This window comes from Mycobacterium saskatchewanense (assembly GCF_010729105.1).
Classification (GTDB): Bacteria; Actinomycetota; Actinomycetes; order Mycobacteriales; family Mycobacteriaceae; genus Mycobacterium; species Mycobacterium saskatchewanense.
In genome coordinates, this window is the sequence record NZ_AP022573.1 from 5,723,111 (window position 1) to 5,736,033 (window position 12,923).

The window sequence follows — 12,923 nt, forward strand, 5'->3', positions numbered from 1 at the left end:
GCACGACCATGGTCGGACCCCCTGCCGTCATCGAGTACGTCCTGGGGCGGCTGCACGAGATCGGCGTCACTGACATCTTCGGCGTGCCCGGCGATTTCGCGTTTCCCATACAGGACGCCATCGTGGCCCATCCCGACATCAACTGGATCGGATGCTGCAACGAACTCAACGCCGGTTATGCAGCCGACGGATATGCCCGGGTTCGGGGCGTGGGCGCCCTCAGCACCACCTACGGCGTCGGCGAACTCGGTGCGATCAGTGCGGTGGCGGGCTCCTACGCCGAGCATTTGCCGGTCTTTCACCTGACCGGCATGCCCAGCCTCGCCGCGCAGGCCGACCGCGCACTCGTGCACCACACGTTGGGTGACGGCGAATTCGGGTTGTTCCGCAAGATGGCGGACGTCGTCGTGGGGGCCAGTTCGATCATCAGCCCGGCGAACGCGGTTGCCGAGACCGAGCGTTTGATCGCCGAGGCTCTCTACAACCGTCGTCCGGTGTACATGGCGTTCCCCTCCGATATCGTCAACAAGCCCGTGCTTGCCACGTCGGCACCGCTGGCTATCCCGACAAGCGACGCTCGCGCACTCGCCGCCGCGGCAGACGCGGTGCTGAGCGCCCTGAACATGGCCGCCAACGCCTGTGCGCTACCGGGCCTCCTGCTCGACCGCCTGGGCATCAGCGACTCGGCCGTGGCGTTCATCGAAAAGACAGGGTTGCCGTTTGCGACCATGTTCGCCGACAAGTCGGTCATCGATGAAGATCACCCGAACTACATCGGGATGTACGACGGCCACCTCATGGACGAGTCGGTGCGGGAATTCGTCGAATCGGCGGACGTGGTGATCGCCATCGGTACCATGCAAACCGACTTCAATACCGGGGCATTCACCGCACGACTGGACCCTGGGCGCTTGATCGACATCGGGTTGCACCGCACGAAAGTAGGGCCGGCCGTCTTCCACGACGTCGAGATGGCGGATCTGCTCCGGGAGCTAATCGCCCGTGACTTGAAGCCGCACGCGCACAACGGGATGCGACCGGAATCCTTGACCGCTCCGCCGGCTTCGCAGGGTGATCCGATCACTGCGGAGGCGCTGTACCCGCGGTGGGAAGGCTTCGTGAGACCGGGCGACATCGTGCTCGCGGAAACCGGCACCAGCTCTATGGGTTTGGCGTTTTCCCGGCTGCCACGCGGGGCGCGTTTCCACAACCAGTCCTTGTGGGGCGCCATCGGGTGGGCGACGCCGGCGGCTCTCGGCGCGGCCGTCGCCGCACCTGACCGAAGGGTTGTGCTCATCACGGGGGAAGGCTCGCACCAGTTGACGGCACAGGAGATCGGCCAGTTTCACCGGCTCGGTTTGCGCCCCGTCATATTCGTGCTCAACAACAATGGCTACCTGATCGAACGGCTACTTTGCGCAGATCCCGACATCGCCTATAACGACGTCGCGCCCTGGAACTACACCGAATTGCCGCACGCGTTGGGCTGCGACGGCTGGTTCACAGCACGCGTGACGAACGTCGGCGAATTTGAGGCGGCGTTGACCACGGCAGGTGACGGCGAGCGCGCCGCCTACATCGAAGTCGTCACCGACGCCGACGAGGCCCCGCCGCTGGCGAAGAAGCTGCACGACAGCACCAAGACCCTGTATCACGCCGGCTGACGGCCTGCCTACACCCTCGGAAGGCCGCCCGCGTGGCCATCGTCTTGCCACCGACGGCACCGCGGACCCGCAATGGCGGCTCAAAGCAACACCAGCCGCGCTCGCACGGACCAGGTCCGGGCGAACCTCCCCGCACCGGAAAGGACCGTTCGATGACTCGCACCGGCAATAGCGCTTCCCGCATTCATGCCGCGTCGCTGTGGGAGGGTGAGATCGTCGAGGAATCCGACCTCGGGTCGATGCGGCGGATCACCGTCGACGATCTGCCGGTCCTCAAGGGGCTCTCCATCAAGCGGCTGCTGATCAACCCGGATGCCATGCGCACCCCGCACTGGCATGCCAACGCCAACGAACTCACCTACTGTGTCTCGGGCACCGCGCTGGTCTCCGTGCTGGACACCGGGAGCAGGTTCGCTTCGTTCATCGTCGCGGCGGGCGACATGTTCCACGTCGACTCGGGTTCGCTGCACCACATCGAGAACGTCGGCGAGGACGTCGCCGAATTCATCATCACGTTCAGCAGCGAGCGTCCCGAAGACTTCGGACTGGGCGCGGCGTTCGGCGCCATGACCGACGCGGTGCTGGGCAATACGTACGGCCTCAGCGCCGCGGACTTCGCCGGGGTCCGCCGCGACACCAAGGACCGGAAGCTCGCACGCCGGCGGAGTGAGCCGCGGATCCCGAGCACCGCGTACTACGACGATCCCCACAAATTCGGCGTCGAGGCGATGACCCCGCCGGTCAGCATCGCCGTCGGCTCCGCCCGCACGGCCCGCTTGCAGTACTGGCCGGCGCTGAAAGATCTGTCGATGTACTCGTTGCGCATCCGCGAGGACGGGATGCGCGAACCGCACTGGCACCCCATCACCGCGGAGATGGGCTACGTGAACAAGGGCAATGCCCGCATGACGCTCATGAACCCGGACGGCACGCTGGACACCTGGCACCTGGGCCGGGGCGACATGTACTTCATCCCGCGGGCGTACCCGCACCACATCGAGGTAGTCGACTCACCCGACATCCACTTCTGCATCTTCTTCGACCAGCCCACGCCCGGCGACATCGGCTACCGGACGTCGGTCAGCGCTTACTCGCGCGAAGTCCTCGCGGCGACGTTCAACACCCACATTGACGACCTCCCAGAATTGCCGTTCACCAAAGCCGACCCGCTGATTGTCAACCGCGTCAACCCCGTCGACGCCCAGGCCGTCGGTGAGGGCTGCACGGCCGACCGGACCGTGTGAGCGCCGGGAGGCAAGCGCGACGCCGCGGGAAGAGGTGCATCCGGCATCCTCACGTGCGTTACGTGCGTGGACATAACGGTTGCGTCTCGGTGTGTCGGCGCTTGTAGCCCCTCGCCCCTCAATAACATTTGTAACGATGGCAACACGAAGCACTTTGGCAACAGGCGCGTCGGCGGTTTCCGGCGTGCTCCTCGTCGCGGTCGTCGCGCTCTCGGGGTGCACCCCGCGGCCCGACGGCCCCGGCCCGGCCGCCGAGAAGTTCTTCCACGCCCTGTCGATCGGCGACACCGCGACGGCGGCCCAGCTCTCCGACAACCCGAACGACGCCCGGGAAGCGCTCAACGCGGCGTGGGCGGGCCTGCAGGCGACCCACCTGGACGCCCAGATCCTCAACGCCAAGTACGCCGAGGACACCGGCACGGTCAGCTACCGCTTCACTTGGCATTTGCCCAAGAATCGGACCTGGGCGTACGACGGCCAGCTGCGGATGGCGCGCGACGAGGGCCGATGGGAGGTGCGCTGGACCGCCAACGGCCTGCACCCCAAGCTGGGCGAGCACCAGACGTTCGCGCTGCGGTCCGACCCGCCGCGGCGCGCCTCGGTCAACGAGCTGGGCGGCAGCGATGTCCTGGCGCCCGGATACCTGTACCACTACACGCTGGACGCCACCCAGGCCGGCTCGGGCCTGGCCCTGATCGGCACGGCGCACGCGGTGGTGGACGTCCTGCACCCCTTCAACAACGCACTCGGCGACCCGCAGCTGCTGGCCGAACAAGCCAGCTCGGCGACGCAGCCGGTGGACCTGGGGGTGACACTCAAGCCCGACGACAACGACAAGGTCTTCCCGCTGATCGGGAAACTGCCCGGCGTCGTCGTCACACCCATCGCCGACATGTTGCCGAGCGATCCGCGCTTCGCACCGGCCGTCGTCGCCGCGGTGAAGAAGGCCGTGATCGACCAGCTCGACGGCCAGGCCGGCTGGCGGGTGGTCAGCGTCAACCAGAACGGCGTCGACGTCGCGGTGCTGCACGAGGTGGAGGGCGCGCCCGCGCCGTCGGTGTCGATCACCCTGGACCGGGTGGTGCAGAACGCCGCTCAGCGCGCGGTGGACAACAAGGGCGGCAAGGCGATGATCGTCGTGATCAAGCCGTCGACGGGGGAGATCCTGGCGATCGCCCAGAACGGCGGGGCCGACGCCGACGGTCTACCCGCGGCCAACGGCCTCTTCCCGCCGGGGTCGACGTTCAAGATGATCACCGCCGGGGCGGCCGTCGACCGCGACATGGCCACGCCCAACTCGATGCTGGGCTGCCCGGGCCATCTTGACATCGGTCATCGCACCATCCCCAACTACGGCGGCTTCGACCTCGGCGTCGTGTCGATGTCACGGGCGTTCGCCAGCTCCTGCAACACCACGTTCGCCGAGCTGAGCAGCAAGATGCCGCCGCGCGGCCTGACGCAGACGGCCTCCCAGTACGGCATTGGGCTGGACTACACGGTGGACGGGATCACCACGGTCACCGGGTCGGTGCCGCCGACGGTGGACCTGGCCGAGCGCACCGAGGACGGCTTCGGCCAGGGCAAGGTGCTGGCCAGCCCTTTCGGCATGGCGTTGGTGGCGGCCACCGTCGCCGCAGGCAGGACGCCCGTGCCGCAGCTCATCGCGGGGCACGCGACGACGGTCGACGGTGACAACACCCCCATCTCGCCCAAGATGGTCGACGCGCTGCGTCCGATGATGCGGCTGGTGGTGACCAACGGGACGGCCAAGGAGATCGCCGGCTGCGGCGAGGTCTACGGGAAGACGGGCGAGGCCGAGTTCCCGGGCGGCTCGCACTCCTGGTTTGCCGGATACCGCGGCGACCTGGCGTTCGCCTCGCTGATCGTGGGGGGCGGCAGCTCGGAGTGGGCGGTGCGGATGACGAAGTTCATGTTCGAGGCCATGCCGCCGGGCTACCTGGCCTAGCTCGTTCGAGGCGCGTTCGTTCCCCCGGGCGGTAAATTGCGAACATGACGGATGCCGGCGGGGACATGGTGACGTTGCGCGTCTCCGACGCCGACCGCAACGGCACCATGCGGCGATTGCACAACGCGGTCGCGCTCGGGCTGATCGACATCGATGAGTTCGAGCAGCGCTCGTCGCGGGTCTCCTACGCGCGCACTCGAGGCGAGCTGGACGGGGTCGTCGACGACTTGCCCGGGCCCGGCGCCATCGTCACCTCCGCGGCCGACCGGGTGGAGCTGCGCGGGTGGGCCGGCTCGCTGAAGCGCCACGGGGAGTGGACCGTGCCGACACGGTTGGCCCTGGTACGCCGTCTGGGCTCGGTCGACCTCGACCTGACCAAGGCCCGGTTCGCCGGGCCCGTGGTGGTGATCGAGCTCGACATGCGGTTCGGCTCGGTGCACGTCCGGCTGCCCGCGGGCGCCAGCGCCTCGATCGACGACGTCGAGGTGTACGGGGGCAGCGCCAGCGACCGCCGCAAAGACGCGCCGGGGGAGGGGCGGCCGCACGTGGTGCTGACCGGCCGGGTGGTCTGCGGGTCGGTAGTCATCCGCGGACCCCGCCGCTCGCCGCTGCGCCGTCGCAGGGCTTGACGGCCGCGGCAGCGGGGTTGGAGCGCACCGGCGATTAAGCTGGCAGCATGCCCGCCCGCACCGCCCTCTCGCCCGGAGTGTTGTCCCCGACCCTGCCGGTGCCCGCCAGCATCCCGCGCCCCGAATACGTCGGCAAGCCGACGGCCCAGGAAGGGAGCGAGCCCTGGGTGCAGACGCCGGAGGTCATCGAGAAGATGCGCGTCGCCGGCCGGATCGCGGCCGGCGCGCTGGCCGAGGCCGGCAAAGCCGTCGCTCCCGGGGTGACCACCGACGAGCTGGACCGGATCGCGCACGAATACATGGTCGACCACGGCGCCTACCCGTCGACGCTGGGCTACAAGGGCTACCCGAAGTCGTGCTGCACGTCGCTCAACGAGGTGATCTGCCACGGCATCCCCGACTCGACGGTCGTCGAAGACGGAGACATTGTCAACATCGACGTCACCGCGTACATCGACGGGGTGCACGGCGACACCAACGCGACCTTTCTCGCCGGCGACGTCTCCGAGGAACACCGGCTGCTCGTCGAGCGCACGCGCGAGGCGACGATGCGTGCGATCAACGCGGTCAAACCCGGCCGCGCGCTCTCGGTCGTCGGCCGGGTCATCGAGGCCTATGCGAACCGCTTCGGCTACAACGTGGTTCGCGACTTCACCGGCCACGGCATCGGCACCACCTTCCACAACGGCCTGGTCGTGCTGCACTACGACCAGCCGTCGGTGTCGACCATCATGCAGCCGGGCATGACGTTCACCATCGAGCCGATGATCAACCTCGGCGGCCTGGACTACGAGATCTGGGACGACGGCTGGACCGTGGTCACCAAAGACCGCAAGTGGACCGCCCAGTTCGAGCACACGCTGCTGGTCACCGAAACCGGCGCCGAAATCCTCACCCTGCCATGACCTTTTCCTCGCGAGCAGACACAGAACCGCACTTTCCGGGCGGAAACCATGCGATTTGGTGTCTGGTGACCATGGATCGGTGAGCGGGGCGCTGCTGGTCGCCGGCACCAGCTCCGACGCCGGGAAATCCGTCGTGGTGGCCGGGCTGTGCCGGCTGTTGGCCCGCGGCGGGGCCCGGGTCGCGCCGTTCAAGGCGCAGAACATGTCCAACAACTCCGTGGTGACCGTCGAGGGCGGCGAGATCGGCCGGGCCCAGGCGATCCAGGCGCGGGCGGCGGGACTCGAACCCAGTGTCCGATTCAACCCGATCCTGCTCAAGCCGGGCAGCGACCGGGCGTCGCAGCTGGTCATCCGGGGCTGCGTCGCGGAATCGGTTACCGCCGCCGACTATGTGCGGCACCGAGACCGGCTCGCCGGCATCGTGGCGGACGACCTCGCGCGCCTGCGCGAAGAGTTCGATGCGGTGGTCTGCGAGGGGGCCGGCTCACCGGCCGAAATCAATCTACGGGCAACGGATCTGGCCAACATGGGCCTGGCCCGGGCCGCGAACCTGCCGGTGCTGCTGGTCGGTGACATCGACCGCGGCGGCCTGCTGGCCCACCTGTTCGGCACCGTCGCCGTGCTCGACCCCGAGGACCAGGCACTCATCGCCGGCTTCGTCGTCAACAAGTTCCGCGGCGACCCGGCGTTGCTGGCGCCCGGGCTGGACCAGCTGGGGGTCATGACCGGGCGCCCGACGTACGGTGTGCTGCCCTACGCCGACGAACTGTGGCTCGACGCCGAGGACTCGCTGTCGGTGGTCCCACGCCGCGTGGTGGGGACGCCCGCGCCGCCGCGTGGCAGCGAATGGTTGCGCGTGGCCGCCGTCCGGTTGCCCCGGATCTCCAACTCCACCGACGTCGAGGCGCTGGCCTGCGAACCGGGGGTGCTGGTGCGGTGGGTGACCGACCCCGCCGACCTGGCCGACGCGGACCTGATCGTCCTGCCCGGCAGTAAGGCGACCGTCGTCGACCTGGAGTGGCTGCACGAGCGGGGACTGGCGGGCGCGATTGCCCGGCACGCGCGGGCCGACCGGCCGGTGCTCGGCATCTGCGGGGGATTCCAGATGCTGTGCCGCCGCATCGACGACCCGGTGGAATCCGGGCGTGAGGAGGTTGCCGGGTTGGGCCTACTCGACGCCGACATCGCCTTCCGCGCGGTTAAGACGCTGCGCCGCTGGCAGCGGCCGCTCACCGGGTACGAGATCCATCACGGGCAAGTCGCACGATGCGACGAGGAGACATGGTTCGTGGCCGACTCCGAGCCGCAGGGCGTCGCGCGCGGCGCCGTCTTCGGCACCCATTGGCACGGCCTGCTCGACAATGACGTGTTCCGCCGCGGGTGGCTGACCCGCGTCGCGGCGGCAGCCGGGCGGCGCGGCTTCGTGGTCGCCCCTGACACCGACGTCGCGGTTCGGCGCGACGCGCAACTCGACGTGATTGCCGACCTGTTGGCGTCCCACCTGGACCTCGACGCCGTCCTCGGGCTGCTCGACGGTCCGCCACCGCAACGGCCACGCCTGTCAACGTCGTTGCACCACTGAGGCGTTGACCGGTCGACGGCCGCACCACGCCCGCCCCGGCGGGCGGTAAGCGCATCGATGTGGAGGGCACCTCGCGCACGCGGACGGATTGGTTGTAGCGTGCGTGAGTGACCTCGATGATGACGACACTCGACGGTTTCCCCGTCCCAGTAGCCGTTACGGGTCCGGAGAAAGGCGTCGTCGTCCTGTTCCTGGGTGACGAGCAGCGGGCCCCCGCCGCGTATGACGCGGTATGCGAGCGCCTGCACACCGCGTCGCTGCGGACTGTCGTCGTGGGTTTCGACCCTCGCCTCACCGCGAAGTCGGTGGTCGGCATCCTCGACGCCCTGGGGATCGGCTGGGCCGTGATCGTCGGCGACCGCGCCGGTGCCGGGCTGGCCTGGGAGGTCGCGGCGACCAGGCTGGGCCGGTTCGTCGGGCTCGTGGCGATCGACCGGGGACATCCCCGCGTTCCCGGCCCCGCCGGCGCGGTCGCGGACGACCAGTGCCCGCCGGTCGAAGTCGGCACCACGGTGCTGGTCAGCTCCCCGGCCGCGCGGGCGGTCGCCCGCGACAGCCAGCGGTTCGTCTACGCCGAGTACCGCGTGGTGGACCTCGGGCGTCGCACCGTGCAGGAGTCGACGGCGCAGCTGGCCGCCGAGATCGTGTTGCGCGCCAGCACCTGGTAGTTCCTGGTTGACTAGCCGTCATGGCTCGTGAGGAGAGTGCCGGCGCCCCGCTGTCGCTGGGCGCGCTGGACCAGATGGTGGGCATCGGCGAGGTCGACACCGTCATCGTCGCGTTCGCCGACATGCAGGGCAGGCTGGTCGGGAAGCGGGTCTCGGCCCGGCTTTTCGTCGACGAGGTCGCCGCGCACGGCGCCGAATGCTGCAACTATCTGCTCGCCGTCGACGTCGAAATGAACACCGTCGCGGGTTACGCGATGTCGAGCTGGGAGACCGGCTACGGCGACATGGTGATGACGCCGGACCTGTTCACCCTCCGGCTCGTGCCCTGGCTGCCCGCGACCGCGCTGGTGATCGCCGACCTGGCATGGGCCGACGGCAGCCCGGTGGCCGTGGCGCCGCGCGCCGTCCTGCGGCGGCAACTCGACCGGCTGGCCGAGCGGGGGCTCACCGCCGACCTCGCGACCGAACTCGAATTCATGGTGTTCGACGAGCCGTATCGCCAGGCGTGGGCCGCCGGCTACCGGGGCCTGACCCCGGCCAGCGACTACAACATCGACTACGCGGTGCTCGCCTCGTCGCGCATGGAGCCGCTGCTGCGCGACATCCGGCAGGGAATGCAGGGCGCCGGCCTGCAGTTCGAGGCCGTCAAAGGCGAATGCAACAGAGGCCAGCAGGAAATCGGCTTCCGCTACGACGAGGCGCTAATCACCTGCGACAACCACACCATCTACAAGAACGGCGCCAAGGAGATCGCCGACCAGCACGGCAAGAGCCTGACCTTCATGGCGAAATACGATGAGCGCGAAGGCAACAGCTGCCACATCCACCTGTCGCTGCGCGGTCCGGACGGCTCGGCGTTCTTCGACCGCGACCGCCCGAACGGCATGTCGGGGATCTTCTGCAGTTTCGTCGCCGGCCTGCTGGCCACGCTGCCCGAGCTCACCCTGTTCCACGCCCCGAACATCAACTCCTACAAGCGATTCGCCGACGGCAGCTTCGCGCCCACCGCCATCGCCTGGGGCCTGGACAACCGCACCTGCGCCCTCCGCGTCGTCGGGCACGGGCGCAACATCCGCGTCGAATGCCGGGTCCCCGGCGGCGACGTCAACCCCTACCTGGCGGTGGCGGCGCTGATCGCGGGGGGCCTGTACGGTGTCGAACAGGGATTGGAAGCGCCCGAGCCGTACCCGGGTAACGCCTACGGGGCGACCGGTGTCGAGCGGCTGCCCGCCACGCTGGCCGAGGCGGCGGCCTTGTTCGAAGGGTCCACGCTGGCACGGCAGGCCTTCGGCGACGACGTCGTCGCGCACTACCTGAACAACGCGCGCGTGGAGGTGGCGGCGTTCAACGCGACGGTCACCGACTGGGAGAGGATGCGGGGTTTTGAACGGCTGTAGCAGCTCTGATGGTGGCGGCCCGGTCGTCGGCCTGACCACCTACCTCGACCGCGCGCAGATGGGCGCCTGGGACATCTGCGCGGGCCTGCTTCCCGCCAACTACTTTCAGGGCGTCACCCGCGCCGGCGGCATCGCGGTGCTGCTGCCCCCGCAGCCGGTCGACCAGGCCGTCGCCGACCGGGTGCTCGACCGCCTCGACGGCCTGGTGATCACCGGCGGCAAGGACATCGACCCCGCGGCCTACGGTCAGGCGCCCCACCCGGACACCGACGAGCCCGCTCCGCTGCGTGACGCGTGGGAGTTCGCGCTGCTGCGCGGGGCGCTGCGGCGGGGGCTGCCAGTGCTGGGCATCTGCCGCGGCGCCCAGGCCCTGAACGTGGCGTTCGGCGGCACGCTGCACCAGCACCTGCCCGATGTCCTCGGTCACTCCGGGCACCGGGCGGGCAATGCCGTCTTCACGTCGCTGCGGGTGCGTACGGTCGCCGGAACGCGGCTGGCCGCGCTGCTGGGGGAGTCGGTCGAGGCGAGCTGTTATCACCATCAAGCGGTCGCGAAGGTCGGCGAGGGCCTGGTCGTCGGTGCGTGGGACGCCGACGGCGTGGTCGAAGCGCTCGAGGTGCCGGGCGACGCGTTCGCGGTCGCCGTGCAGTGGCACCCGGAGGAGCGGTTGGACGATCTGCGGCTGTTTTCGGCGATCGTCGAGGCGGCGCGGGCGTACGCGGACGGCCGATGAGCTCCGCGCAACTGGTCAACCCGGCAACCGGGGAAGTGCTGCGCTCGATCGAGCACGTCGACGCGTCCGGCGTCGACGATGCGGTGCGGCGGGCCGCCGAGGCCCAGCGGCGCTGGGCGCGGCTGGCCCCGGCACAGCGCGCCGAGGCGCTGCGGGCTTTCGCCGCCGCCGTCGACGCCCACATCGGCGAACTGGCCGCCCTCGAGGTCGCCAACTCCGGGCACCCGATCGCGTCGGCCGAAGCGGAGGCGCGCCAGGTCCGCGATGTCCTGCAGTTCTACGCCGCGACGCCGGAACGCCTGTCCGGCAACCAGATTCCGGTCGCCGGTGGGATCGATGTCACCTTCAACGAACCGCTGGGCGTCGTCGGGGTGATCACGCCGTGGAACTTTCCGATGGTCATCGCATCCTGGGGCATCGCGCCGGCCCTGGCCGCGGGCAACGCCGTGCTGGTCAAGCCCGCCGAGTGGACGCCGCTGACCACGCTGCGGCTCGGTGAGCTGGCGGTCGAGTCCGGGCTGGATCAAGACCTCCTGCAGGTGCTGCCCGGCGAGGGCGCCGTGGTCGGCGAGCGGTTCGTCACGCATCCGGGCGTCCGCAAGATCGTGTTCACCGGCTCTACGCGGGTCGGCAAACAGGTGATGACCGGCGCGGCCGCGCACGTCAAGCGGGTGACGCTGGAGCTGGGCGGCAAGAGCGCCAACATCGTGTTCGCCGACTGCGACCTCGAGCAAGCGGCGGCGACCGCTCCGGCCGGTGTGTTCGACAACGCCGGGCAGGACTGCTGTGCCCGCAGCCGGATCCTGGTGCAGCGCACCGTGTACGACCGATTCATGGAGCTGCTCGAGCCGGCGGTCCGCGGGGTCGTCGTCGGTGACCCCGGCTCGCGTGACACCGAGATGGGCCCGCTGGTCTCGGCCGCGCACCGCGACAAGGTCGCCTCCTACGTGCCCGACGGCGCGCCCGTCGCGTTCTGCGGCTCGGCACCGTCCGGCCCAGGATTCTGGTTCGCCCCAACCGTTTTGACGCCTCCGCGCACCGACCGCGCCGTCACCGACGAGATCTTCGGTCCGGTGGTGACGGTGCTGGCGTTCGACGACGAGCACGACGCCGTCGCGCTGGCCAACGACACCCCTTATGGCCTGTCGGGATCCATCTGGACCGACGACCTTTCCCGCGCGCTGCGGGTGTCGCGGGCCGTCGAATCCGGCAACCTCTCGGTCAACTCGCACTCGTCGGTCCGCTACAACACCCCGTTCGGCGGCTTCAAGCAGTCCGGGCTGGGCCGCGAGCTCGGCCCCGACGCCCCACTGCAATTCACCGAGACCAAGAACGTCTTCATCGCCGTGAAGGAGGCGTGATGGACCTGACCCAGCGGCTGGCGGGGCGGGTGGCCGTCGTCACCGGTGGCGGCGGCGGCATCGGGCTGGCGGCGGCCCGGCGAATGCGGGCCGAGGGGGCGAGGATCGTCGTCGGCGACACCGACGCCGACGCCGGGGACGCGGCCGCCGAGGAGCTGTCGGGGCTGTTCGTGCGCACGGACGTGTCCGACGAGGGCGCGGTCAACGCGCTGTTCGACACCGCCGCCGCGACGTACGGTGCTGTCGACATCGCGTTCAACAACGCCGGTATCTCGCCTCCCGACGACGACCTGATCGAGAACACCGAACTGCCGGCCTGGCAACGGGTTCAGGACGTCAACCTCAAGTCGGTGTACCTGTGCTGCCGGGCGGCGCTGCGGCACATGGTCCCCGCCGGCAGGGGTTCGATCATCAACACGGCGTCGTTCGTCGCGGTGCTGGGGTCGGCGACCTCGCAGATCTCCTATACCGCCTCCAAGGGCGGGGTGCTGGCGATGTCGCGCGAGCTGGGCGTGCAGTTCGCGCGGCAGGGCATCCGGGTCAACGCGCTGTGCCCCGGGCCGGTCAACACCCCGCTGCTGCAGGAGCTGTTCGCCAAGGATCCCGAGCGGGCCGCCCGTCGGCTGGTGCACGTGCCGGTCGGGCGTTTCGCCGAGCCGGGCGAAATCGCCGCGGCCGTCGCATTTTTGGCCAGCGACGACGCCTCGTTCATCACCGCCTCGACCTTTCTGGTCGACGGCGGCATCAGCTCGGCGTACGTCACCCCGCTCTGAA

At 69.5% G+C, this 12,923-nt stretch carries 11 protein-coding genes; all 11 read left to right on the forward strand.

Annotated features, from left to right (window positions below):
* Positions 1–8 precede the first annotated feature (8 nt).
* The 11 genes from G6N56_RS26905 to G6N56_RS26955 all read left to right on the forward strand — a co-directional run bounded on the left by G6N56_RS26905 (position 9) and on the right by G6N56_RS26955 (position 12,922).
* Positions 9–1,664, forward strand: coding sequence for an alpha-keto acid decarboxylase family protein (locus G6N56_RS26905; protein WP_085256269.1), 1,656 nt, complete (start codon positions 9–11; stop codon positions 1,662–1,664).
* A 152-nt stretch (positions 1,665–1,816) separates the two neighbouring features.
* The gene (locus G6N56_RS26910; RefSeq protein ID WP_085256270.1) at positions 1,817–2,908 is read left to right on the forward strand and encodes a cupin domain-containing protein; all 1,092 of its coding nucleotides are present in this window, start codon (positions 1,817–1,819) and stop codon (positions 2,906–2,908) included.
* Between the two features lie 136 nt (positions 2,909–3,044).
* The gene (locus tag G6N56_RS26915; RefSeq protein WP_085256271.1) at positions 3,045–4,874 is read left to right on the forward strand and encodes a penicillin-binding transpeptidase domain-containing protein; all 1,830 of its coding nucleotides are present in this window, start codon (positions 3,045–3,047) and stop codon (positions 4,872–4,874) included.
* 44 nt (positions 4,875–4,918) lie between these two features.
* A complete protein-coding gene (locus G6N56_RS26920) occupies positions 4,919–5,503 on the forward strand; it encodes a DUF1707 SHOCT-like domain-containing protein (RefSeq protein ID WP_085256272.1) in 585 nt (194 codons plus the stop codon).
* Between the two features lie 47 nt (positions 5,504–5,550).
* A complete protein-coding gene (gene map / locus G6N56_RS26925; protein WP_085256273.1) occupies positions 5,551–6,408 on the forward strand; it encodes a type I methionyl aminopeptidase in 858 nt (285 codons plus the stop codon).
* A gap of 79 nt (positions 6,409–6,487) precedes the next feature.
* Positions 6,488–7,990, forward strand: a complete 1,503-nt coding sequence (locus G6N56_RS26930) for a cobyric acid synthase (protein WP_085256274.1) — start codon at positions 6,488–6,490, stop codon at positions 7,988–7,990.
* Between the two features lie 116 nt (positions 7,991–8,106).
* Positions 8,107–8,658: an alpha/beta hydrolase gene (locus tag G6N56_RS26935; RefSeq protein WP_085256320.1), complete on the forward strand. Its 552-nt coding sequence runs from the start codon at positions 8,107–8,109 to the stop codon at positions 8,656–8,658.
* Positions 8,659–8,732: 74 nt separating this feature from the next.
* Positions 8,733–10,055, forward strand: coding sequence for a glutamine synthetase family protein (locus G6N56_RS26940; protein WP_408632718.1), 1,323 nt, complete (start codon positions 8,733–8,735; stop codon positions 10,053–10,055).
* The gene (locus G6N56_RS26945) at positions 10,042–10,788 is read left to right on the forward strand and encodes a gamma-glutamyl-gamma-aminobutyrate hydrolase family protein (protein WP_085256276.1); all 747 of its coding nucleotides are present in this window, start codon (positions 10,042–10,044) and stop codon (positions 10,786–10,788) included. Before G6N56_RS26940 ends, G6N56_RS26945 begins: the two co-directional genes overlap by 14 nt.
* Positions 10,785–12,149 (forward strand): aldehyde dehydrogenase family protein, encoded by a 1,365-nt coding sequence (locus tag G6N56_RS26950; RefSeq protein ID WP_085256277.1) that lies wholly within the window; start codon positions 10,785–10,787, stop codon positions 12,147–12,149. The genes G6N56_RS26945 and G6N56_RS26950 overlap by 4 nt, the downstream gene beginning before the upstream one ends.
* Positions 12,146–12,922 carry a 3-oxoacyl-ACP reductase gene (locus tag G6N56_RS26955; RefSeq protein ID WP_163645178.1) on the forward strand — a complete coding sequence of 259 codons (777 nt, stop codon included), beginning with the start codon at positions 12,146–12,148 and terminating at the stop codon, positions 12,920–12,922. Before G6N56_RS26950 ends, G6N56_RS26955 begins: the two co-directional genes overlap by 4 nt.
* Position 12,923: the final 1 nt, after the last annotated feature.